This is a genomic window from Pseudomonas sp. AC211 (assembly GCF_979258055.1).
This window is the reverse complement of the sequence record NZ_OZ409830.1, coordinates 4,253,457-4,276,513: the sequence shown is the minus strand read 5'-3', so window position 1 is coordinate 4,276,513 and position 23,057 is coordinate 4,253,457. Positions and strand designations below refer to the sequence as shown.

The window sequence follows — 23,057 nt, the reverse complement described above, 5'->3', positions numbered from 1 at the left end:
CGACATGACTGAGTCCGTGCTCGACTACATGACCCGCCTGGGTCGCACTGCCCGTGAGGCCTCCCGTGTGGTGGCCCGCGCTAGCACTGCGCAGAAGAACCGTGCCCTGCACGCCGCCGCCGCTGCCCTGGATGCAGCCCGCGCCGACCTCACCGCCGCCAACGAGCAAGACCTCGCCAACGGCCGCGCCAACAACCTTGAACCCGCCCTGCTGGACCGCCTGGCCCTGACCCCTGCGCGCATCGACGAGATGATCGAAGGCTTGCGTCAGGTGGCTACGCTGCCAGACCCCATCGGCGAAATCCGCGACATGCGTTACCTGCCCTCCGGCATTCAGGTGGGCAAAATGCGCGTGCCGTTGGGTGTGATCGGCATCATTTACGAGTCGCGTCCGAACGTGACCATCGACGCCGCCAGCCTGTGCCTGAAGTCGGGCAACGCCACCATTTTGCGCGGCGGCTCGGAAGCGATTAATTCCAACCGCGCCATCGCCGCCTGCATTCAGCAAGGTCTGGCCGAAGCCGGCTTGCCGGCCGCTGCGGTGCAAGTGGTGGAAACCACTGACCGCGCCGCCGTGGGCGCGCTGATCACCATGCCCGAGTATGTGGATGTGATCGTGCCGCGCGGCGGCAAGAGCCTGATCGAACGCATCAGCCGCGACGCCAAGGTGCCGGTGATCAAACACCTGGACGGCATCTGCCACGTGTTTATCGATGCCGCGGCCGATATCGACAAAGCCATTCGCATTGCCGACAACGCCAAAACCCAGCGCTACGCGCCGTGCAACACCATGGAAACCTTGCTGGTGCACGCCGCTATTGCTGAGCGCGTGTTGCCGCCGCTGGCCGCTATTTATCGCGACAAAAAGGTTGAGCTGCGCGGCTGCCCGCGCACTCGCGCGCTGCTGGGCAGCGATGTGCTGGAAGCCACTGAAGAAGACTGGCGCACCGAATACACCGCGCCGATCTTGTCGATTCGTATCGTCGACAGCCTCGACGAGGCCATCGAGCACATCAACACCTACGGCTCGCAGCACACCGACTCCATCGTCACTGAGAACTTCACCCACGGCCGGCGCTTTATCACTGAAGTGGATTCCGCCTCGGTGATGATCAACGCCTCGACGCGCTTCGCCGATGGCTTCGAATACGGCCTGGGCGCAGAAATCGGTATCAGCACCGACAAGCTGCACGCGCGCGGTCCGGTTGGCCTGGAAGGGCTGACCAGCGAGAAGTACGTGGTGTTCGGCGACGGTCACATCCGTACTTGAACACTGAACCGACAGCGGTGGGCAAACGCATTGGCGTGCTCGGCGGCACGTTCAATCCCGTGCACGTCGGCCATTTGCGCAGCGCCCTGGAAGTGGCGGAGTTCATGGGGTTGGACGAGCTGCGCTTGATTCCCAACGCGCGCCCACCGCACCGCGACGCCCCGCAAGTGTCGGCGCCGGACCGCTTGGCCATGGTCGAGCAGGCCGTTGCCGGCGTGCCGTTGCTGACGGTGGACGACCGCGAACTCAAGCGCGATCGGCCCTCTTACAGCATCGAAACGCTAGAGTCGTTGCGCGCTGAACTGGCGGTTGAGGATCAACTGTTTTTACTGCTGGGGTGGGACGCGTTTTGCGGCCTGCCGACCTGGCATCGTTGGGAAGAATTGCTGGACCACTGTCACATCCTGGTGTTGCAACGCCCGGATGCCGACAGCGAAGCGCCGCAAGCGCTGCGTGATGTTCTGGCAGCCCGCAGTGTCAGCGATCCGCTGACCATGAGCGGTCCCGGCGGCCAGATTGCTTTTATCTGGCAGACCCCGCTTGCGGTGTCTGCCACCCAGATCCGGAATCTGCTGGCCAGCGGAAAGTCGGTGCGTTTTCTGGTGCCCGACGCGGTGCTGGCCTACATCAATGCGCACGGACTGTACCGCGCGCAGAACTAGACACGAGAAACGAGTTAACTATGAGCAAGCCCGTAATGCCGAGCGAAGACCTGGTCAAATTGGCCGTCGCCGCCCTTGAAGACATCAAAGCCCAAGACATCACCACCATCGATGTACGCGGCAAAACCAGCATCACCGATTTCATGGTGATCGCCAGCGGTACCTCCAACCGTCACGTGAAGTCCCTGGTGGACAACGTGCTGGAAAAGGTCAAAGAAAAGGGCGTTCGCCCGCTGGGCAGCGAAGGCCTGGACACCGGCGAATGGGCACTGCTCGACCTGGGCGACATCGTCGTTCACGTGATGCTGCCAACCGCTCGCCAGTTCTACGACCTGGAGCGTCTGTGGCAGGGCGCTGAGCAAAGCCGTGCGCAGAACCAGAACAGCGCGGAACAGTTCAACAGCGACGGCGAGTAAGGGCACCCCTTGCGTATACGACTGATCGCTGTTGGTTCGCGCATGCCGCGCTGGGTGGAGGACGGTTGGCAGGAATATGCCAAACGTCTGCCTGCCGAGCTGCCGCTTGAACTGGTGGAAATTCCCCTGAACACCCGTGGCAAGAATGCCGACGTGGCGCGCCTGATCCGTCAGGAAGGCGAGGCCATGCTGGCGAAGGTGCAACCGGGGGAAAAGATCGTCACGCTGGAGGTCACGGGTAAACCGTGGAGCACTGAGCAGTTGGCGGCGGAGCTGGAGCGTTGGCGTCTGGATGCGCGCACCATCAACTTGATGGTCGGCGGCCCGGAGGGTCTGGCGCCCGAAGTGCAGGCTCGCAGCGAACAACGCTGGTCGTTGTCGCCGCTGACCTTGCCGCATCCGCTGGTGCGCATTCTGCTCGGCGAACAGATTTATCGCGCCTGGACCGTGTTGTCCGGGCACCCTTATCACAAATAAAGCCTCGTAATGCCGCAGCCGATCCGCCTCAAGGACCACGAGAAAGACGCCCGCCAAGTTCGCAATCGCGTGGTGGTGGGGGCGGTCGCCATCTGTTTATTGATCGTGGTGCTGATTGCGCGCCTGTATTACCTGCAGGTCATTCAATACGAGTACCACTCGACCCTTTCTGAAAACAACCGCGTGCACGTGCAGCCGATTCCGCCCACCCGTGGGCTGATTTTCGACCGCAATGGCGTGGTGGTGGCCGACAACCGGCCAAGCTTCAGCCTGAGCATGACCCGCGAGCGTGCCGGCGACTGGCAGCAAGTGCTCGACGTCATCGTCGAAGTGCTGGAGCTGACCCCCGAAGACCGCACGCTGTTTGAGCGGCGTATGCGTCAGGGCCGTCGCCCCTTCGAGCCGGTGCCCATTCTGTTCGAGCTGAGCGAAGAACAGATCGCCCGCATCGCCGTGAACCAATTCCGCCTGCCGGGCGTGGAAGTGGTGGCGCAGTTGGTTCGCCATTACCCGCAAGGCGAACACTTCGCGCACTCGGTGGGGTATGTGGGGCGCATCAACGAGGCCGAGCTGAAGGTGCTTGACCCGGTGAATTACAGCGGCACCCACCATATCGGCAAAACCGGTATCGAGCGCTTCTACGAGGCGCAGTTGCATGGCCAGGTGGGCTACGAAGAAGTTGAAACCAACGCCCGTGGCCGCGTTCTGCGCGTGCTCAAACGCACCGACGCGGTGCCCGGCGCCGACATTGTGCTGAGCATGGACATTCATCTGCAGGAAGCGGCAGAAGCTGCGCTGGGCGGGCGTCGAGGGTCCGTTGTGGCGCTGGACCCAAACACCGGCGAAGTGCTGGCGATGGTCAGCCAGCCGAGTTTCGACCCCAACCTGTTCGTCACCGGCATCGGCTTCAAGGCTTACTCCGAGCTGCGCGACTCGCCGGACCGGCCGTTGTTCAACCGCGTGCTGCGCGGGTTGTATCCGCCCGGCTCGACCATCAAGCCCGCCGTGGCGATTGCCGGGCTGGACTCCGGCGTGGTGACACCGAGCACGCGCGTGTACGACCCGGGCTTTTACCAATTGCCCAACTACGACCACAAATACCGCAACTGGAACCGCAGTGGCGACGGCTCGGTGGACTTGCAAGCCGCGATCATGCGGTCCAACGACACCTACTTTTACGACCTCGCGCACAAGCTCGGCATTGACCGCCTGTACACCTACATGAGCCGTTTTGGCATCGGCCAGAAGGTGTCGCTGGACATGTTCGAAGAATCGCCCGGCCTGATGCCCAGCCGCGATTGGAAGCGCGGTCGCTATCGCCAAGCCTGGTTTCCGGGCGAAACGCTGATTCTCGGCATTGGCCAGGGCTACATGCAAACCACACCGTTGCAGTTGGCGCAGGTGTCGGCGCTGGTGGCCAACCACGGCAAATGGATTCGTCCGCACTTGGCGAAAACCGTGGACGGCGTGCCGCCGGTCGACCCCAACCCCATGCCCGATATCGTGCTGCGTAACCCCGGCGACTGGGCGCAAGTGAGCGCCGGTATGCAGCAGGTGATGCACAACCCGCGCGGCACTGCGCACAAAGTCGGCGACACCTCGACCTACCGCATCGCCGGCAAGAGCGGCACCGCGCAGGTAGTGGCGATCAAGCAGGGCGAGAAGTACGACCGTTCCAAGCTCGACGAACGCCACCGCGACCACGCGCTGTTCATCGCCTTCGCGCCGGCCGAATCGCCGAAAATTGCCGTGGCTGTGATGATTGAAAACGGCGAGGGCGGTTCCAGCGTGGCGGCGCCGGTGGCCAAGGCTGTGATGGACGCCTGGCTGCTGGGCGAAAACGGCCAACTGAAACCGCAATACGCACCGCCGGTTACGGCTGAGGCGCCCCGTCATGAATAGCGCTTACTGTGGGGCAGCATGAGTAATAACTTCGACCGGACAATTTCCAACGAAGACGTGATGCGTCGGCGCGCCAGCCTGTTGCAGCGCCTGCACATCGACGGCCAACTGTTCGTGCTGCTTACGGTGCTCGCAGCCGGCAGCCTGTTCGTGCTGTATTCGGCCAGCGGCAAGGACGTTGACCTGCTGTTGAAACAAGCCACCTCGTTCGGCCTGGGCGCCGTGGCCATGTGTGTGATCGCTCAGTTCGAACCGCGCTTCCTGGCGCGCTGGGTGCCGCTCGGTTACCTGGCGGGCGTCGGGTTGTTGGTGGTGGTGGACGTCATGGGCCACAACGCCATGGGCGCGACTCGCTGGATCAACATCCCCGGCATCATTCGGTTCCAGCCGGCGGAGTTTATGAAGATCCTCATGCCCGCGACCATCGCCTGGTACATGGCTCGACACAATTTACCGCCACGGCTTAAACACATCGTTATCAGCCTCGCCTTGATCGGCATTCCGTTCGTGTTGGTGATCCGCCAACCCGACCTTGGCACCTCGCTGTTGATTCTCGCCTCGGGTGCGTTCGTACTGTTTATGGCCGGGCTGCAATGGCGCTGGATCCTAGGCGCGGTGGCGGCTGTAGTGCCGGTGGCGATCGCGATGTGGTTCTTCGTGATGCACGATTACCAGAAGCAGCGGGTGCTCACATTCCTCGATCCGGAGAGTGATCCGCTGGGCACCGGCTGGAACATTATTCAATCGAAAGCGGCCATCGGCTCGGGCGGCGTTTTCGGAAAAGGCTGGCTGTTGGGCACGCAATCGCACCTGGATTTTTTGCCCGAAAGCCATACGGACTTTATCATCGCGGTTTTGGGCGAAGAGTTCGGCCTGGTCGGCATCTGTTTGTTGTTGCTGGTTTACGCGCTGCTGATTGCGCGCGGTCTGGTAATTACTGTCCAAGCGCAGACGCTGTTCGGTAAGCTGCTCGCCGGCAGCCTGACGATGACCTTCTTCGTTTATGTGTTCGTCAATATCGGCATGGTCAGTGGCCTGTTGCCGGTGGTTGGGGTGCCGCTTCCTTTCATTAGCTACGGCGGAACTTCGCTGGTGACGCTGATGTCAGGGTTTGGGCTTTTAATGGCTGTCCACACGCACCGTAAGTGGATCGCTCAGGTTTGATTGGGGTGAGGGATTTAATGCTAGGTTTGCGTCGCTGGGCTACGCGCACGGCACATTTGGCCAGCCTTGCTGGTATCTGCGGTTTCGCCCAGCAGGCTGTCGCCGCTGATTACGAAGGGTCGCCGCAGGTTGCCGAATTCGTTTCCGAAATGACCCGCGACTACGGTTTTGCCGGCGAGCAGCTGGTGACCCTGTTCCGTGAAGTGGAACGCAAACAGTCGATTCTCGACGCCATTTCCCGTCCGGCCGAAAAGGTAAAAACCTGGGCCGAATACCGTCCGATCTTCATCACCGACCGGCGCATTTCCCAAGGCGTCGAATTCTGGCGTCAGCACGAAGCAGCACTGGCCCGCGCCGAGCAGGAATACGGCGTACCGGCGCAGGTGATCGTGGCCATCATCGGCGTTGAAACCTCCTACGGCGGCAACACCGGCAGCTACCGGGTGATCGACGCGTTGTCGACCCTGGGCTTCGACTACCCGCCACGCGCCGAATTCTTCCGCAAAGAACTCAAGCAATTCCTGTTGCTGGCCCGCGAGCAGCAGGTCGATCCGCTGACCCTGAAAGGCTCCTACGCCGGCGCCATGGGCTTGCCGCAATTTATGCCGAGCAGCTTCCGTGCGTACGCCGTGGATTTTGACGGCGACGGCCACATCAATATCTGGAGCGACCCAGACGACGCCATCGGCAGCGTCGCCAGCTATTTCAAACGTCACGGCTGGGTCACCGGTGAAGCGGTGGTCAGCACCGCGCAAATCAGCGGCGAGCAAGCCGAGCAAGGATTGACCCAAGGGCTGGACCCGGTAAAAACCGTGGGCGAGCTGCGTGCCATGGGCTGGTCGAGCCACGAAGCGGTGCGCGACGACGAGCGCGTGACTGCCTTTCGTCTGGAGGGTGAAGCGGGACCGGAATATTGGTTAGGCTTACCCAATTTTTATGTCATCACTCGTTACAATCGCAGCGCGATGTACGCCATGGCGGTGCATCAGTTATCCGATTTGTTGGTTCAGGCCCGGGGCACGAAGTAAATGCAGGCAACGCCGTTCAAGCTCATCGCCTTTGGCGCACTGGCCGTAATGTTGGTCAGCTGCTCCAGCAGCCGTGCGCCGCAGCCGACCCCAACGCCCACCACTGTTTCCGGCCCTGGCGACTTCGCCCGTCCGCACCGCGACGGCGCGCCATGGTGGGACGTCGACATTTCCAAAGTGCCCGATGCCGTGCCCATGCCGCACTACGGCGCCTATAAGGCCAACCCGTACACCGTGCTCGGCAAAACCTATTACCCGATGCCCGACGGCAAGCGCTACCTGGCCACCGGCACCGCCTCCTGGTACGGCACCAAATTCCACGGCCAGGCCACCGCCAACGGCGAGAAGTACGACCTGTACGGCATGAGCGCCGCGCACAAAACCCTGCCGCTGCCCAGCTATGTACGCGTGACCAATCTGGATAACGGCAAAAGCGTGATTCTGCGGGTGAACGACCGTGGGCCGTTTTACTCGGATCGCATCATCGACTTGTCGTTTGCCGCCGCGAAAAAACTCGGTTACGCCGAAATCGGCACCGCCCGCGTGAAGGTCGAAGGCATCGACCCAGCCGAGTGGTGGGCCCAGCAGGGTCGCCCGGTGCCAATGGTGCTGGCGCAGCCGAAAATGGCTCAAGTGCAGCCGGTGAAGACCACCACCACGCAGATCATGGGCCAGCCCATCGAGCAATACACTCCGCCGCCACAGCAGCACGCCGCTGCGGTGGTGCCCGTGCAAATCGACGCAAAAAAACGCTTCACTCGCTCCATCTGGCCTGTATCTCCAGGTCGGAGCCTTCGCCAACCCGGACGCTGCGCAGCTCCTGAAGGACAAGCTGACGACCGTGGTGAGTGCGCCGGTTTTTATCAGCTCTATCGTGCGCAATCAGCAGACGTTGCACCGCGTGCGGATGGGCCCGGTAAACACGCAGGGTGAAGCCCAGAACATCCAGAACAGTGTGCGGTCGGCCAACCTTGGCCAGCCGACTTTAGTGAAGCCGGAATAGCGCCTCGCGCGCCGGCTTCGACCGACTTGCTCGCCAGAGCCTGTTTGCCATTAGTAACTTGAGAGACTGATGAATATCACCGCCTTTACCCGTCGTCTGAGTCTGTTCGCCCTCCTGATCACTGCCCCGGCCACCTGGGCCGCCGAAACGGCCGTTCCTGCCGCACCGGAGCTGGCCGCCAAGGCCTACGTGCTGATGGACGCCGCCAGCGGCAACGTGCTGGTGGAGAACAACGGTGACCAGCGCCTGCCGCCGGCCAGCCTGACCAAGCTGATGACCGCCTACATCGCCACCCTGGAAATCCGTCGTGGCCAGATCAGCGAAAACGACAAAGTGATGGTCAGCGAACACGCCTGGCGTACCGGCGGCTCGCGCATGTTCATCAAAGTGGGCACCGAGGTGTCGCTGGGCGACTTGCTGCACGGCATCATCATTCAGTCGGGTAACGACGCCAGCGTCGCCACCGCCGAGCACATCGCTGGCAGCGAAGACGCCTTCGCCGACATGATGAACACCACCGCCGAAAAACTCGGTATGTCCGGCAGCCACTTCATGAACGCCACCGGCCTGCCTAACCCCGAGCATTACTCCACGGCGCACGACATGGCGCGTCTGGCCCGCGCGATCATCTACGAAGACCCGGCGCACTACGCCATCTACTCGCAGAAAGAGTTCTTCTGGAACAACATCAAGCAGCCCAACCGCAACCTGCTGCTGTGGCGCGACAAAACCGTTGATGGCCTGAAAACCGGCCACACCGACGAAGCCGGCTACTGCCTGGTGGCCTCGGCTGTGCGCGACGGTATGCGTCTGATCGCCGTGGTATTCGGCACCAACAGCGAACAAGCCCGCGCTGCTGAAACCCAGAAGCTGCTGACCTACGGCTTCCGCTTCTTCGAAACCCAGACCTTCTATCAGAAGGGCGCGGAGCTGGCGCAAGGCACTGTGTGGAAAGGCGCGAGCCGCCAGGTGAAAGCCGGTCTGGCCGAAGACCTGACCATGACCCTGCCGCGCGGTCAGCTGAAAAAGCTCGCTGCCAGCATGACCTTGAATCCGCAACTGGTTGCCCCGATTAAGCAGGGCGACGTGATCGGTAAAGTTGAAGTGAAGCTCGAAGACAAGGTGGTGCACAGCGCCGACCTGATCGCCCTCGAGACCGTGGACGAAGGTGGCTTCTTCCGCCGCGTGTGGGATAGCATCCGCCTATTCTTCTTCGGCTTGTTCAACTGATCGCCGCGTTCACCGAATAACCGAGGCACCGGCCTTTCGCTCCAAAAGAGCGGGCCGGTGTCCGCTTTTGCGGACCACAAGTTCGCCGAGACCGCCCATGACCGATGCCCAAAACGTCACCATCGAATTTCCCTGCGAGCGCTACCCGATCAAAGTCATCGGCGATGCCGGCGAGGGTTTCGTTGCGCTGGTAACCGAGATTCTGCAACGCCACGCCCCGGACCTGGACGTCGGCACCCTGGTGCAGCGTGACAGCCGCAACGGTAAATACCTGACCGTGCAATACCTGATCACCGCCACCGGCATCGAACAACTGCAAGACATCAACAGCGACCTGCGCGCCACTGGCCGCGTGCACATGGTGCTCTGATGAGCCAACGCCTGGGCTTTCGCGAGCTCGGCCAGGTTCCCTACGAACCCACCTGGCATGCCATGCAGCACTTCACCGACAGCCGCGTGGCGGACACGCCCGATGAAGTCTGGCTGCTGGAACACCCGCCCGTGTTTACCCAAGGGCAGGCTGGCAAGGCCGAACATGTGTTGTTCCCCGGCGATATTCCGGTGGTGAAAGTGGACCGTGGCGGTCAAGTGACGTACCACGGTCCTGGTCAGCTGGTGGCTTACCTGCTGCTGGATGTCCGCCGTTCCAGTCTCGGTGTGCGCGAGCTGGTCAGCCGCATCGAACTGAGTTTGATCGAACTGCTGGCCAGCTACGGCGTAAAAGCCGAAGCCAAGCCCGACGCGCCGGGCGTGTATGTGGACGGGGCGAAAATTGCCTCGCTTGGCCTGCGTATCCGCAACGGCCGCTCGTTTCATGGCCTGGCCTTGAACGTGGACATGGACCTGCAACCCTTTCAGCGCATCAACCCCTGTGGTTATGCCGGCTTGCCCATGACCCAACTGCGTGAACTGGTGGGACCGATAGAATTTGCCGAAGTAAGTGCCCGGCTGCGCGCGCAGCTCGTCACACACCTCGACTACGCTGAACAGACGACCCTGACGGGCGGAATTGAATCGCTATGAGCACCCTCGAAGTAGCTGGCAACGAAGCAACCGGCACCGCTGTTAAAGCCCCACCGGCCAAGGTGGAAATGGGCGTGAAACTGCGCGGTGCCGAGAAGATGGCGCGTATCCCGGTGAAGATCCTGCCGACCGCGGAATTGCCGCGCAAGCCAGACTGGATCCGCGTCCGCGTGCCGGTCTCGCCGGAAGTCGACCGCATCAAACAACTGCTGCGTAAACACAAACTGCACAGCGTGTGCGAAGAAGCGTCCTGCCCGAACCTGGGCGAATGTTTCTCCGGCGGCACCGCCACGTTCATGATCATGGGCGACATCTGCACCCGTCGCTGCCCGTTCTGCGACGTTGGCCATGGTCGTCCAAAACCATTGGATGCAGACGAGCCGATGAACCTCGCGGTGGCCATCGCCGACCTTCGCTTGAAATACGTAGTGATCACCTCGGTAGACCGTGACGACCTGCGCGACGGCGGTGCCCAGCACTTCGTCGACTGCCTGCGCGAAATCCGCAAGCTGTCGCCGGGCGTGCAGCTGGAAACGCTGGTGCCGGACTACCGCGGCCGCATGGACGTGGCGTTGGCCATCACCGAGCAAGAGCCGCCAGACGTGTTCAACCACAACCTGGAAACCGTACCGCGCCTTTACAAGGCCGCGCGTCCGGGCTCGGATTTCGAGTGGTCACTGGACCTGCTGGAAAACTTCAAAAAACGCGTACCGCACGTGCCGACCAAATCGGGCCTGATGCTCGGCCTGGGCGAGACTGACGAAGAAGTCATTGAAGTGATGAAGCGCATGCGCGAACACGACATCGACATGCTCACCCTCGGTCAGTACCTGCAGCCGTCGCGCAACCACCTGCCGGTACAGCGCTTCGTGCACCCGGACATTTTTGCCTGGTTTGCCGAAGAGGGTACGAAGATGGGGTTCAAGAACGTGGCGTCCGGCCCGCTCGTGCGTTCTTCCTATCACGCTGATCAGCAAGCGCATGAGGCCAAGAAAGGCTAAGCCTTTCGGAGCAAACAAAAAGGGCGGCCCATGGGTCGCCCTTTTTATTTGCCTGAATATTCATGCTCTGTAGCAGCCAGCTTGCTGGCGAACCCTGCACACCTCGGCGTTTCCAAGGTTCGCCAGCAAGCTGGCTCCACAAAAGCAGCGGGGCGCCGTTTATTTCCCGCGTAACCGATTCAACAAGCTGTGATCCGCATACCCATCCGCCGGCAACCCCAACTGCTGCTGATAGGCCCGAACTGCTTTGCGAGTATTGGCGCCAACAATGCCGTCGGCACTGCCCGGCTCAAAGCCATGGGCGGCGAGCAGTTCCTGCAGTTCAATGCGCTCGCTGCGGCCCAGTTGCGGGTCGTCCCGTGGCCAGTCGGCGATCACGGCGGCGTTGGCGCCACGAATGCCGTCGGAGAGCAAACCTACAGCCAACGCGTAGGACGACGAGTTGTTGTACTTGAGGATGCTGCGGAAATTGCTCAGCAGCAAAAACGCCGGGCCGCGATGGCCGGCGGGCAACAGCGCAAGGTCGCCGACTCGCCGGCGAGCGTCGGCGCAACGGCCGAGCCACTGGCGGGCATCACGCCAAGGCGCGTCCATTCAGCCACGCTTTTGCGCTGCTCGGGGTCAGCCAGGGCGTAGTCGAACCCTTGCGGCAAACGCACTTCGAAGCCCCACGGTTTGCCCAACTGCCAGCCTGATTGCTGCAAGTAATGGGCAGCGGAAGCGAGGGCATCGGCGGAGGAGTACCAAACGTCGCGGCGGCCGTCGCCGTCGAAATCCACGGCGTGCTGGTTGTAGGTGGTCGGCATGAACTGGGTCTGGCCCATGGCGCCGGCCCAGGAGCCCACGAGGCGCTCCGGCTGGATGTCGCCATGTTGAAGAATTTGCAGCGCGGCGATCAGTTGTTCACGCCAGAACGCGGCGCGGCGTCCTTCATACGCCAGGGTGGCCAGCGAGCGGATCACGCTGTTGTTGCCGATGTTGTTGCCGTACGCGCTTTCCATGCCCCAGATGGCCACCAGGGTTTCGGCTTGCACGCCGTAGCGTTGTTCGATGCGGCTCAGCGTGGCCTGCTGCTGCGCGTATTGCGCCTGGCCGTTGGCGATGCGGCGGGCCGAGACGGCGCCGTCCAGGTATTCCCAGATCGGGCGGGTGAATTCAGGTTGGCTATTGTCGGCGGCGACCACGGCCGGGTCGAGGGTGACGTTGGCAAAGGCGCGGTCGAACAGCGCGGCGCTGATGCCGGCGTTCACTGCATCGCTGCGCAATTGGTTGCGCCATTCTTCGAAGCTTTGTTGTGGCAAGACAGGCGCGGGCGCGGTGGTTGTGCCGGCAGCGGTCGGTGCATGGGCGGCGGCGGGAATGGCAGGCGGCGTTGGCTGGGGCGCTTGTGGCGCTTCGGCGCAAGCGGTGAGCAGATTGAAATGAAAGCTCAGTGCGGCGCAGGCCAGGATGCGCGGTGACAGGTTAAACATCAGCAGGTCCCAAGACGGTAAACAGCGGCCACCTTATCACGCTGCCGGGGGCGAAGCCTTCACGCCGCGATAAAGCCGGTGAGCGAAAAGCCAGTGCCCGTAAAGACAGAAGCCCCCCAGTTTTGCTGGGAGGCTTCGCGGCGGTAACTGCCTTTGCCTTTCTTCGCGCGTTCCTGACGGCTGCGGAACAGAGGCTGGGCAATGATGGATTTCGCTTTATTGGGACGTTTCTTCGATGTGGCCATGACAATCCTCGGGCGGGGCGGGTGATTGAGGAGGCGTGCCCCGCGGCGCGGATCATCGGCCTGCTGGAGGCCGCTGTCCAGAGCCGTTTATCACTCCTGAGGAAGCGACAAACGTTGTCCGGCGAGCATCAGCGTCAGTCGGCTGATCTCCAACCACGGATCGCCCGGCGCCTGGCCTTTGATTTGCGCATCGACGCGCTGGGCATCTCTAAGCATCAGGTTCCAACGTGCGGCCGAGTGACGCTGAAGCGCTTTGCTCACAAGCGGACGGCGCTTATCCCACACGGGCGGGCGAGCCTGGCTGAAGGCTTTCTCCAGCGGCACGCCTTGACCGTATTGCTGAGCGATGGTCGCCAGCAAGCGCAACTCGCGGGCTAGCGCCCAGAGCACAACGGTGCTGTCGACGCCTTCGCCGCGCAGCCCTTCGAGCGTGCGCAGGGCATGACTGGCCTCGCCATTGAGGGCGGCGTCGATCAGGCCGAAGACGTCATAGCGGGCACTGTCGGCGACCGCCGCTTGTACGGTACTGGCGTCAATCTGGTTACCGTCGGCGAGCAGTTTGAGCTTTTCGATTTCCTGCGCGGCCGCGAGCAAGTTGCCCTCGACGCGCGCAGCAATCATGTCCACCGCTTCCTGGCTGGCGGTCATGCCGGCCTGGCTCATGCGCTGGCGAATCCACTGCGGCAATTGGTGAACGTCCACCGGCCAAATCTGCACGAACTGCGAGTTCGGCCCGTCGATAACGGCTTTCGCCCATTTGGTTTTTTGCGTGCTGCCATCAAGTTTGGGCAGGCTGATCAGCAGCAAGGTGTCTTCAGGCGGACGCGACAGGTATTCCAGCAGGGCAGCGGTGCCCTTGTCGCCCGGCTTACCGTTAGGAATGCGCAATTCAAGCACGCGCTTCTCGGCGAACAACGACATGCTGTTTCCCGCCTGCAACAGCGTGCCCCAGTCAAAGCTGGCGTCGGCGTTGAATACCTGGCGCTCGCTGTAACCCTGGCTGCGCGTGGCGGCGCGGATGGCGTCGGCCGCTTCCTGGCACAGCAGCGGGTCGTCGCCACTGATGGCATAAACGGGCGCGAGGCCGCTTTGCAGGTGTTTGGCGAGTTGCGCGGGGGCGAGCTTCATAGGCGGGGAAACATAAGAAGGGGAGGCTGGGCCGCCGCAGCGGCCTGAGCGAACTTACTGGGTTTGGATCGGCAGTTGCAGCGGCGATTGCTGCGGCTGTTCGGCTTCGGCTTTGCGCGCCGCTTCGATGGCGTCGGCTTCGGCCTGGGCTTTGGCGTCGGCGGCCTGTTGCAGCTGGTCCAGTTGCGCTGGAGTAATCAGCTGCATGCGTTGCGCCAGTTGCAGCACCAACTCGTGGCGCAGTTCGTCTCGCAGCTGTGTCGCTTCCTGCTCCGAACCGATCAGGTTGTTTTCATCGTTTACGTAGGTGTTTTGCACGTCGACCGAATTCTTCAACAACACCGTATTGTTAGCGCCGCGAAGTTCGTAGGCCACGGCCATGTTGGCTTCGTATTCAGCGCTACGGGCACTGCCGGTGTAGCTGACGGTACGGTAACTGGCGGTTTCGCTGGTCAGGGCCATGGTGTACTGCGCGCCCGGGTGCACGTTAACGCCGCTGTTGATCAGCGTTTGACGCAGGTCTTTGACCAGCGGGCCGTAGGCATCGCGGGCGGTGAGGTTGATGTCGCTAAGGGCGAACGCCATGTCGCCTGAGCCGCGCAGCTGGAAGCCACAGGCGCTGAGCATGGTAGCCAGGCCGATTACCATCAGATTCCGTTTGATCATGTGTGTATCCCCTTAACCCTTCGGTAGCGCTGCGAATCGGCGCAGCGCTTACATCAATTTGTGATCGCGGCGCTTGGCAGCCGCGATGCGTCATCAGCTCGCGACGATGTTGACCAACTTGCCTGGCACCACGATGACCTTGCGAATGGTCAGGCCATCGAGGAAGCGCAGCACGTTCTCGTTAACCCGCGCGGCGGCTTCGACTTCTTCGCGGCTGGCCGTTGCCGGCACGTCGATCTGGCCACGCAGCTTACCGTTCACTTGCACCACCAGTTGCAGGTTGTCTTGCACCAGGGCGCTTTCGTCCAGCACCGGCCATTGGGCGTCGATCACGGCGCTCTCATGGCCCAGCTCCAACCACAATTCATGGCTGATGTGGGGCGTGATCGGGGCGAGCAACAGGGCCACAGTTTCCAGACCTTCCTGCAACAGGGCGCGGTCGGTGTCACTCTCTTGCGGCGCTTTTTCCAGCACGTTCATCAGCGTCATCACCTGGGCGATGGCGGTGTTGAATTTGTGGTGTTGGCCAATGTCCTGGCTGGCTTGCTTGATGGCCAGGTGAATGGCGCGGCGGATGTCTTTCTGCGCATCGCTGAGGCTGGCGACATCGAGGCTGCCGGGCACGCCGCGCGCGACGTGCGCCTGGGCCAAACGCCAGACGCGGCGCAAGAAACGGTGCGCGCCTTCCACGCCGGAATCGGACCATTCCAGGCTCATGTCGGGCGGCGAGGCAAACATCATGAACAGACGGCAGGTATCGGCGCCGTACTGGTCGATCATCGACTGCGGATCAACGCCGTTGTTTTTCGACTTGGCCATTTTCTCGGTGCCGCCGATTTCGACGGGCAGGCCGTCGGTTTTCAGCTTGGCGCCGATGATCTTGGCTTTGGCATCGCGCTCGATTTCCACATCTGCCGGGTTGAACCAGGTTTTGCTGCCGTTGGCTTCGAGGCGGTAGTAGGTTTCGGCGATGACCATGCCCTGCGTGAGCAGGTTTTTGAACGGCTCGTTGGAGTCGACCAGGCCTTCGTCGCGCATCAGCTTGTGGAAGAAACGTGCGTAGAGCAGGTGCAGAATCGCGTGTTCGATGCCGCCGATGTACTGATCCACGGGCAGCCAGTGGTTGGCTGCGGCTGGGTCGACCATGCCCTTGGTGTAGTTCGGCGAGGCGTAGCGGGCGAAGTACCACGACGACTCCACGAAGGTGTCCATGGTGTCGGTTTCGCGCTTGGCTGCGCCGCCGCATTTCGGGCAGGTGCAGGTGTAGAAGTCGGGCATGCGCGCCAGCGGACTGCCGGCGCCATCGGGCACCACGTCTTCTGGCAGCACGACGGGAAGTTGGTCTTCCGGCACCGGCACGTCACCGCAGGCGTCGCAGTGAATGATCGGGATCGGGCAGCCCCAGTAACGCTGACGGCTGATACCCCAATCGCGCAGGCGGAATTGGGTACGGGCCTGGCCGAGCGATTTTTTCTGCAAGGCCACTTCGATGGCATCGAACGCGCCGGCAAAATCCAGACCGTCGAACTCACCGGAATTGATCAGCTGGCCGTGCTCGCCATACGCGGCTTGCCACGGCGCCGGGGTTTCGTCGCCGGCGCTGGTGCGCACCACGGTTTTAACCGGCAGGTTGTACTTGTGGGCGAATTCGAAATCGCGCTCATCGTGCGCGGGCACTGCCATCACAGCGCCGTCGCCGTAGTGCATGAGCACGTAATTGGCGACCCACACAGGCAACTTCTCGCCGGTCAGCGGGTGCTCTACGAACAGGCCAGTGGCCAGGCCTTTCTTTTCCTGGGTGGCGATGTCGGCTTCGGCCACGCCGCCGCGTTTGCATTCATCGATAAACGCTTGCAGCTCGGCAGCCTGGACGGCCGGCAGCTTTTGCAAGGCAACGGTTGCCAGCGCGTGTTCGGCGGCAACGGCCACATAGGTGGCGCCCATCAGCGTGTCGGCGCGGGTGGTGAAGACTTTCAATGCGCCGGTCTGGCCAATCGAGGCTTGGTCGTAGGGGAAGCTGACTTCCATGCCGCGCGATTTGCCGATCCAGTTGCGCTGCATGGTTTTGACCTGTTCCGGCCAGCCATCCAGGTCGTCGAGGCTGGTCAACAGCTCTTCGGCGTACGCAGTGATCTTGAAGTAGTACATCGGGATTTCGCGCTTCTCGATCAGCGCGCCCGAACGCCAGCCACGGCCGTCGATAACCTGCTCGTTGGCCAGCACGGTCTGGTCAATCGGATCCCAGTTCACGGTGCCGTTTTTGCGGTAGATCACGCCCTTCTCGAACAGCCGGGTGAACAGCCATTGTTCCCAGCGGTAGTAGTCCGGTTTGCAGGTGGTGACTTCGCGCGTCCAGTCCACCGCCAGGCCCAGGCTTTTGAGCTGGTTCTTCATGTAGGCGATGTTTTCGTACGTCCACTTGGCGGGCGCGACGTTGTTTTTCATCGCGGCGTTTTCCGCCGGCATACCGAAGGCGTCCCAGCCCATGGGCTGCAGCACGTTTTTGCCTTGCATGCGTTGGTAGCGAGCGATTACGTCGCCGATGGTGTAGTTGCGCACATGGCCCATGTGCAGCTTGCCGCTGGGGTAGGGGAACATCGACAGGCAATAGAAGGTGTCTTTGCCTGGCTGTTCGCTGACCACGAAGGACTTCTGCTCGTCCCAGTAGGTTTGCGCGGCGGCTTCGGTTTCACGGGGCTGATAGTGTTCGTGCATGGCTACTTTTGGCTGAAATAAGTGAGCTACAGGGCGCAGCAGCGGTGTTCGGGCGCGGCCTGTTCGAAGAACGCCGTAGCATACATGAGCCCGCTGGGGGCTGGGAAACCCTGATTACGCCTGTCGCCCAAGGCTTCGCCGTTGGTCGCAGCAGCCGGCTGGTTATGGGGGCAGCGCTAAGCTTGCTGAAAGCATCAAGAGCACGGAGCGGGCGAGGGTGAGCATGGCGCAGTTCGGGCGGGAAAACGCACAGGGCGGTCTTTACGAGCGTCTTTTGCACCGGCTTGCCATCGCCCTGGACGAAGCCGACAGCGACACCCGCCTGCGTAACCAAACCCCCGAAGAACTCGAACTGCGCGGCCTCAGCCCGGCCGAGCTGGAGCTGATTCGCGCCTATCTGGATCGAGACCTGCACTGGCTGCGTGGCTGGCATGCAGCGGCCAAGGAAGTGGCCCTGATCGAGCAAAGTCCCGCGCCCACCTTCAAGCCGCCGCGTTCCTTGCAGAGCGCCAAAGTGGTCAAGCCCAAAGGCCTGATGAAGCGGCGCAACAAGCTGCAATGTGCGCTGTGCGGCACCCCCGCGATATGGCGTCCGGGCGAAGGCGTTCAGGCCTGTAGCGCCTGCGGCTCACAGTTGTTCCGCGCCGCCAAACCCCGGTAGGCTTCGCGCACCCTGGGAGGTGCTCGATGATCCTGCGCTACTTTTTCAAACAACTGCTGCTGCCGCCGGGCTGCCTGTTTCTGCTGCTGCTACTGGCCTGGTGGTTGCGTCGACGCATGCCGCGTTTTGCCCTGGGCTGTTTCGTGCTGGGCTTTGGCGGCTTGTGGTTGAGCAGCCTGCCGATAGCCGTCGAAAACCTGGCGAAAATCGTCGAGCGCGAGCCCGCCATCGCAGTCGCGCAATGGGGCGAGCTGGCCAAGCAAGCAGACGCCATTGTGGTGCTCGGCGTTGGCCGCGAACGCGACGATCCGGCCTGGGCCGGCGACCAAGCCAGCCACCTGGCCGTGGAGCGCGTGCGCTATGCCTCGCGGCTGGCGCGCGCGTCCGGCCTGCCGGTGCTGATCAGCGGCGGCGCGCCGTATGGCGAACGCGTGAGCGAGGCCGAGCTGATGACGGAGGTGATGGTGCGTGACTTGCGAGTGCCCGTGCGCTGGCAAGAAGGCCGCAGCCGCACGACCTTGGAAAACGCTGACTACAGCGCGCAGATGCTGCGCGACGAGGGCATTCGGCGCGTGGTGTTGGTCACTCACGCTGCGCACATGCCCCGCGCGCGCTGGTGTTTCGAACGCGCCGGATTCGAAGTGGTGGCCGCGCCAGTCGGATTTATCAGCGTGCCTAACCAGCGGCCCTTAGGCGGCTGGTTGCCCGAGAGCAAAGCCATGTGGCAGACCGGGCAGCTGTTAAACGAAGTGGCGGGGCAGATTGCCTATCCGTTGTTTTACCGGTGAGTCGCGAGGCGGGGAAAGATCAAGGGCATCGCGGCTAAAGCCGCTCCCACCCAAAGCGCATCAGCGTCCCACGCAACGACACCGTCCCGTAGGAGCGACTTCAGTCGCGATGCTCTTGATTTTGAACGCCGGCTAATGGGAATGCCGTTCAGCCATTCCCCGGTTAAACCGTTTTCGCTATCCGACTCGCCAGCAGCGCCCAGCCAAAGATCAGCAGACACACAATCACCAGCGGCCACGAGCGCCATTGCAGGTAGGGCGTGAGCTTCTGCATCGGCACCACTTCGCCGTAAAGCACGCCTTGCTGGAACTGCGGAATCTGCGTGGTGATATGGCCAAACGGGTCGATCAACCCGGTCACGCCATTGTTGGTGGCGCGAATCATCCAGCGGCCCGCTTCCAGCGCGCGCATCTGCGCCATTTGCAGGTGTTGCAGAGGGCCGATGGAGGTGCCGAACCAGGTGTCGTTGCTCACCGTGAGCAGCACCTGGCTCTGTGCCGACAAGGACGCGGCGAATTCCGGGTACACCACTTCGTAGCAAATGAACGGCGCGATCTTGTAGCCCTTGGCCTCCAGCAACGCCTGATTTGCCGGGCCGCGCGCGAAGTCGGACATCGGTAAATCAAAGAAGGCGATCAAGCCGCGCAGCGAGGTCTTGCAGCGGCACGTACTCGCCAAATGGCACCAACTTCTGCTTCAGGTAAGTGCCGCTGCCATCGCCCACTACGGTAATGCCGTTGTAGTAGCGCTTGTCGCCACGCTCGTTGGTTTCGCGAACGGGCACGCCGGTGATCAGCGTGGCCTTACGGTCGTTGGCGAAACGCGCCATCACGCTTAAGTAACCTTCGGCGAACTCTTTCAGAATCGGCACCGCTGTTTCTGGCCAGACGATCAGGTCCACCGGTTTGGCGCTGAAGGTCATGTCGCGGTACAGCGCCAGCTGTGCGTTTAGGTGCTCGGGATTCCACTTCATTTCCTGGGCAACGTTGCCCTGGATGGCGGCGACTTTAAGCGGCGCGCCAGCCGGCTCGGTCCAGGCGTGATTCTTCAGGCCGAACGCCACCAGCCAGGGTGCGATCAGCATCACCACGCCAACTGCCAAAAGGCCTTGCGCTGACCGAGGCGCGGCAGGTTGATCAGCAGCGCGGCGGTTAATGCCAGCACAAAGGAAATCAGCCACATGCCGCCAACGGGCGCCAAGCCACTGAGCGGGCCGTCGAGCTGGCTGTAGCCGGCGTACAGCCAGGGGAAGCCGGTCAGGAACCAACCGCGAAACGCTTCCTGTGCCAGCCACAACGCGGCGAAGGCCAGGGCGTCGGCCAATGGCGCTTCAACCCGGCGCAACCAACGCGCCCAGACAAAGGCGGGCAGGGCGAAGAACCAGGCGATACAGGCGCAGAAACCTACGGTGAGGAACAACGCCAACGGCGCGGAGGCGCCGCCGTAGTCGTGAATGCTGACGTAAATCCAGCTGGTGCCGGCCACGAACACGCCGAAGCCATAGCACCAACCACGGCCCAACGCCTGACGTGGCGTGAGGTCGCGCAGGCCGAGGTAGAACACGGCAATGGCGAGCAGGGCCAAGGGCCAGATGTCGAAGGGGGCGAGTGCGAGGGTGGTGGAAGCGCCGGCGGCGAGCGCGATCAGGTTGCCAACCCAGCCGCTCCTGGAAATCCAGTTCATTGTTTTCCTGTTCGTAGCTCGGTATCGAGTGTGCGCACGGCGTTGGGCTTCGCCTTTGGCTCAACCCAACCTACGTGAGCAATGTTTTTTAACGGTCGATTCGGGTCAGTCGCAGCAGGTGGATGCGGCGGCTGTCTGCGCTCAGTACGCGGAAACGGAAGTCGCCGATTTCGGCAATTTCGTTGCGTTTGGGCAGATGACCGAAGGCGCTCATGACCAGGCCGCCGACAGTGTGGAACTCGTCGTCGGTGAATTCGCTGTCGAACGACTCGTTGAAGGCGTCGATGGGCGTCAGCGCTTTGATCAGGAAATCGCCGCTGGGCAGCGGTTTGATGTAGCTGTCTTCTTCGACGTCGTGCTCGTCTTCGATGTCGCCGACGATCTGCTCCAGCACGTCTTCAATCGTCACCAACCCCGCCACGCCGCCGTACTCGTCGATGACGATGGCCATGTGGTTATGGTTGGCGCGGAATTCGCGCAGCAGCACGTTGAGGCGCTTGGACTCGGGCACAAAGTGGCCGGTCGCCAGCATGTCTTTGATGTTGAACGGCTGGCTTTCGTCTTGCAGCACCAGGGGCAGCAAGTCTTTGGCCAGCAGCACGCCGATCACGTCGTCCAGGCTTTCGCCGACGACGGGGTAGCGCGAGTGGGCCGATTCGATAATGGCCGGAATCAGCTCTTTGGGCGTCAGGCCCGCTTTGATGCTGACCATCTGCGAGCGCGGCACCATGATGTCGCGCACTTGCAGGTCGGCTACCTGAATGGCGCCTTCGACAATGGCCAGCGCTTCGCTGTCGAGGAGTTTGTTCTGATGGGCGTCGCGCAGCAGCTCCAGCAGCTCCTGGCGGTTTTTCGGCTCATGGGCAAAAGCCTGGGTGAGTTTGCCTAACCAGGATTTTTGCCCGGTTGCTCGATCGGTCTTCGCTCATGCTGTGTACTCAGTGTTCCGTTCTGGTGCCTGTGAATCAGGCTATTCGTCGCTGGCGTATGGGTCGGGGTGACCCAGTTCAGCGAGCAATTGTTGTTCCAAGGTTTCCATCTCGACGGCTTCTTCCTCGTCGATATGGTCGTAGCCTAATAAATGCAAGCAGCCGTGAATCACCAGGTGCGCCCAGTGCGCTTCCAGGCTTTTGCCCTGTTCGGCGGCCTCACGGTCGACCACCTGCACACAGATCACCAGATCGCCGAGCAGGGGAATGTCGAGCAGTTCATCGGGCACGTCGGCGGGGAAAGACAGCACGTTGGTGGCGTAGTCTTTCTGCCGGTAGGTGTGGTTGAGTTCGCGCGCTTCGGCTTCGTCGACCAGGCGAATGGTCAGCTCCGAATCTGCCGTGCGTTGGCGCAGCGCCAGTTCACACCATTGGCGGAACTGGGCTTCGGTGGGGCTGGCGGCACTGCTGGCGTTCTGCAGATCAAGCTCAAGCATCGCCGCGGTCTGCCTCGGAGGCTGCTTTTTTGCTGTCGGCGCTTTTGCGTTCGGCTGCGGTTTCGAAGGCTTCATACGCCTCGACGATGCGCTGCACCAGCGGGTGGCGAACCACGTCTTTGGACAGGAAGTGCGTAAAGGAAATACCAGGCACATCCTTCAACACGTCGATCACGTGGGTCAGGCCCGACTTGGTGCCGCGCGGCAGGTCGACCTGGGTGATGTCGCCGGTGATCACCGCCGTAGAACCAAAGCCAATCCGCGTGAGGAACATTTTCATCTGTTCCAGCGTGGTGTTCTGGCTTTCGTCGAGAATGATGAAGCTGTTATTCAGCGTGCGGCCGCGCATATAAGCCAGCGGCGCAACTTCGATCACCTGTTTCTCGATGAGCTTGGCCACTTGTTCAAAGCCGAGCATTTCGTACAGCGCGTCGTACAACGGGCGCAGATACGGGTCGATTTTCTGCGACAGGTCGCCTGGCAAAAAGCCCAATTTCTCGCCAGCTTCGACCGCTGGACGCACCAGCAGAATCCGGCGGATTTGTTCGCGCTCCAGCGCATCCACGGCGCAGGCCACGGCCAGGTAGGTTTTACCCGTACCGGCTGGGCCGATGCCGAAGTTGATGTCGTGATCGAGGATCGATTTAACGTAGCGCTGCTGATTCAAACCGCGCGGGCGAATCATGCCCTTGCGGGTGCGCAGCGCCACGTTCGCTTCTACTGTGCTGCTGGCAGCCAATTGCTCAACCGCAGATTCCTGCAGGAACAGATGGACGATGTCCGGCGACAGTTGGGTGGCGTTGGTTTCGCGGTACAGGCGGCGCAGCAGTTGCTCGGCGGCCTGGGTGGTTTCGGGTGGACCCACCAATTCGAATTGATTTCCGCGGTTGCGGATTTCGATAGCGAGGCGCTGTTCGATCAAGCGTAAGTGCTCGTCGAATTGCCCGCACAGATTAGCGAAGCGGCGCGCTTCAAAGGGTTCGAGGATAAAACGATGCGGTTCTATGGGTGCGTTCAAGGTCGTGTGTAGCCGCCACTCGGCAAGTAGGAAGAACCGCAGGATAACTCCGGATGCCCGAGTGGGAAAGCTCGGGCA

At 62.0% G+C, this 23,057-nt stretch carries 19 protein-coding genes and 4 pseudogenes; 14 read left to right on the top strand and 9 right to left on the bottom strand.

Going from position 1 to position 23,057, the window contains the following annotated elements; genetic code table 11:
• Window positions 1-4 precede the first annotated feature (4 nt).
• The 12 genes and pseudogenes from ACZZZP_RS20265 to lipA all read left to right on the top strand — a co-directional run bounded on the left by ACZZZP_RS20265 (window position 5) and on the right by lipA (window position 11,176).
• Window positions 5-1,270: a glutamate-5-semialdehyde dehydrogenase gene (locus tag ACZZZP_RS20265; protein WP_463383901.1), complete on the top strand. Its 1,266-nt coding sequence runs from the start codon at window positions 5-7 to the stop codon at window positions 1,268-1,270.
• Between the two features lie 17 nt (window positions 1,271-1,287).
• Window positions 1,288-1,932: a nicotinate-nucleotide adenylyltransferase gene (gene nadD, locus ACZZZP_RS20260; RefSeq protein WP_463384760.1), complete on the top strand. Its 645-nt coding sequence runs from the start codon at window positions 1,288-1,290 to the stop codon at window positions 1,930-1,932.
• A gap of 35 nt (window positions 1,933-1,967) precedes the next feature.
• Complete coding sequence (rsfS, locus tag ACZZZP_RS20255) at window positions 1,968-2,348, top strand: ribosome silencing factor (protein ID WP_122450763.1); 381 nt, start codon at window positions 1,968-1,970, stop codon at window positions 2,346-2,348.
• 9 nt (window positions 2,349-2,357) lie between these two features.
• Window positions 2,358-2,825, top strand: a complete 468-nt coding sequence (gene rlmH / locus ACZZZP_RS20250; protein WP_122493246.1) for a 23S rRNA (pseudouridine(1915)-N(3))-methyltransferase RlmH — start codon at window positions 2,358-2,360, stop codon at window positions 2,823-2,825.
• Between the two features lie 9 nt (window positions 2,826-2,834).
• Window positions 2,835-4,727: a penicillin-binding protein 2 gene (mrdA, locus tag ACZZZP_RS20245; RefSeq protein WP_463536798.1), complete on the top strand. Its 1,893-nt coding sequence runs from the start codon at window positions 2,835-2,837 to the stop codon at window positions 4,725-4,727.
• Between the two features lie 60 nt (window positions 4,728-4,787).
• Entirely contained in the window at window positions 4,788-5,891 is a 1,104-nt protein-coding gene (rodA, locus tag ACZZZP_RS20240; RefSeq protein ID WP_463536969.1) for a rod shape-determining protein RodA, read from the top strand.
• Window positions 5,892-5,908: 17 nt separating this feature from the next.
• On the top strand, window positions 5,909-6,919 hold the full coding sequence (mltB, locus tag ACZZZP_RS20235) for a lytic murein transglycosylase B (protein WP_122493243.1): 1,011 nt from the start codon (window positions 5,909-5,911) through the stop codon (window positions 6,917-6,919).
• A pseudogene (locus ACZZZP_RS20230) lies at window positions 6,920-7,922 on the top strand (septal ring lytic transglycosylase RlpA family protein).
• Between the two features lie 69 nt (window positions 7,923-7,991).
• On the top strand, window positions 7,992-9,152 hold the full coding sequence (locus ACZZZP_RS20225) for a D-alanyl-D-alanine carboxypeptidase family protein (protein ID WP_463383898.1): 1,161 nt from the start codon (window positions 7,992-7,994) through the stop codon (window positions 9,150-9,152).
• A 97-nt stretch (window positions 9,153-9,249) separates the two neighbouring features.
• Entirely contained in the window at window positions 9,250-9,522 is a 273-nt protein-coding gene (locus ACZZZP_RS20220; protein ID WP_122493240.1) for a DUF493 domain-containing protein, read from the top strand.
• Window positions 9,522-10,175 (top strand): lipoyl(octanoyl) transferase LipB, encoded by a 654-nt coding sequence (gene lipB / locus ACZZZP_RS20215; RefSeq protein ID WP_463383897.1) that lies wholly within the window; start codon window positions 9,522-9,524, stop codon window positions 10,173-10,175. Before ACZZZP_RS20220 ends, lipB begins: the two co-directional genes overlap by 1 nt.
• Entirely contained in the window at window positions 10,172-11,176 is a 1,005-nt protein-coding gene (lipA, locus tag ACZZZP_RS20210; RefSeq protein ID WP_122493238.1) for a lipoyl synthase, read from the top strand. The genes lipB and lipA overlap by 4 nt, the downstream gene beginning before the upstream one ends.
• A 159-nt stretch (window positions 11,177-11,335) precedes the next feature.
• Here lipA and ACZZZP_RS20205 read toward each other — a convergent pair.
• From ACZZZP_RS20205 to leuS, 5 genes and pseudogenes are all read right to left on the bottom strand, one after another.
• Window positions 11,336-12,648: pseudogene (locus tag ACZZZP_RS20205) on the bottom strand (lytic murein transglycosylase).
• A gap of 59 nt (window positions 12,649-12,707) precedes the next feature.
• Window positions 12,708-12,893, bottom strand: coding sequence for an alternative ribosome rescue factor ArfA (arfA, locus tag ACZZZP_RS20200; RefSeq protein WP_122493236.1), 186 nt, complete (start codon window positions 12,891-12,893; stop codon window positions 12,708-12,710).
• A 90-nt stretch (window positions 12,894-12,983) separates the two neighbouring features.
• On the bottom strand, window positions 12,984-14,021 hold the full coding sequence (gene holA, locus ACZZZP_RS20195; protein ID WP_463383895.1) for a DNA polymerase III subunit delta: 1,038 nt from the start codon (window positions 14,019-14,021) through the stop codon (window positions 12,984-12,986).
• A gap of 54 nt (window positions 14,022-14,075) precedes the next feature.
• The gene (locus ACZZZP_RS20190; RefSeq protein ID WP_463383894.1) at window positions 14,076-14,687 is read right to left on the bottom strand and encodes an LPS-assembly lipoprotein LptE; all 612 of its coding nucleotides are present in this window, start codon (window positions 14,685-14,687) and stop codon (window positions 14,076-14,078) included.
• A gap of 93 nt (window positions 14,688-14,780) precedes the next feature.
• A complete protein-coding gene (gene leuS / locus ACZZZP_RS20185; RefSeq protein WP_463383893.1) occupies window positions 14,781-17,402 on the bottom strand; it encodes a leucine--tRNA ligase in 2,622 nt (873 codons plus the stop codon).
• A 223-nt stretch (window positions 17,403-17,625) separates the two neighbouring features.
• On the opposite strand from leuS, the gene ACZZZP_RS20180 reads away from it, so the two are divergent.
• Window positions 17,626-18,063, top strand: a complete 438-nt coding sequence (locus ACZZZP_RS20180; RefSeq protein WP_463536797.1) for a hypothetical protein — start codon at window positions 17,626-17,628, stop codon at window positions 18,061-18,063.
• A gap of 26 nt (window positions 18,064-18,089) precedes the next feature.
• Window positions 18,090-18,851, top strand: a complete 762-nt coding sequence (locus ACZZZP_RS20175) for a YdcF family protein (protein ID WP_463383891.1) — start codon at window positions 18,090-18,092, stop codon at window positions 18,849-18,851.
• 163 nt (window positions 18,852-19,014) lie between these two features.
• On the opposite strand, the pseudogene lnt reads toward ACZZZP_RS20175, so the two are convergent.
• The 4 genes and pseudogenes from lnt to ACZZZP_RS20155 all read right to left on the bottom strand — a co-directional run bounded on the left by lnt (window position 19,015) and on the right by ACZZZP_RS20155 (window position 22,979).
• A pseudogene (gene lnt, locus ACZZZP_RS20170) lies at window positions 19,015-20,535 on the bottom strand (apolipoprotein N-acyltransferase).
• An 88-nt stretch (window positions 20,536-20,623) separates the two neighbouring features.
• Window positions 20,624-21,464: pseudogene (locus ACZZZP_RS20165) on the bottom strand (HlyC/CorC family transporter).
• A 41-nt stretch (window positions 21,465-21,505) separates the two neighbouring features.
• Window positions 21,506-21,961: an rRNA maturation RNase YbeY gene (gene ybeY / locus ACZZZP_RS20160; protein WP_122493230.1), complete on the bottom strand. Its 456-nt coding sequence runs from the start codon at window positions 21,959-21,961 to the stop codon at window positions 21,506-21,508.
• Window positions 21,954-22,979, bottom strand: a complete 1,026-nt coding sequence (locus tag ACZZZP_RS20155) for a PhoH family protein (RefSeq protein WP_122493229.1) — start codon at window positions 22,977-22,979, stop codon at window positions 21,954-21,956. The genes ybeY and ACZZZP_RS20155 overlap by 8 nt, the downstream gene beginning before the upstream one ends.
• Window positions 22,980-23,057: the final 78 nt, after the last annotated feature.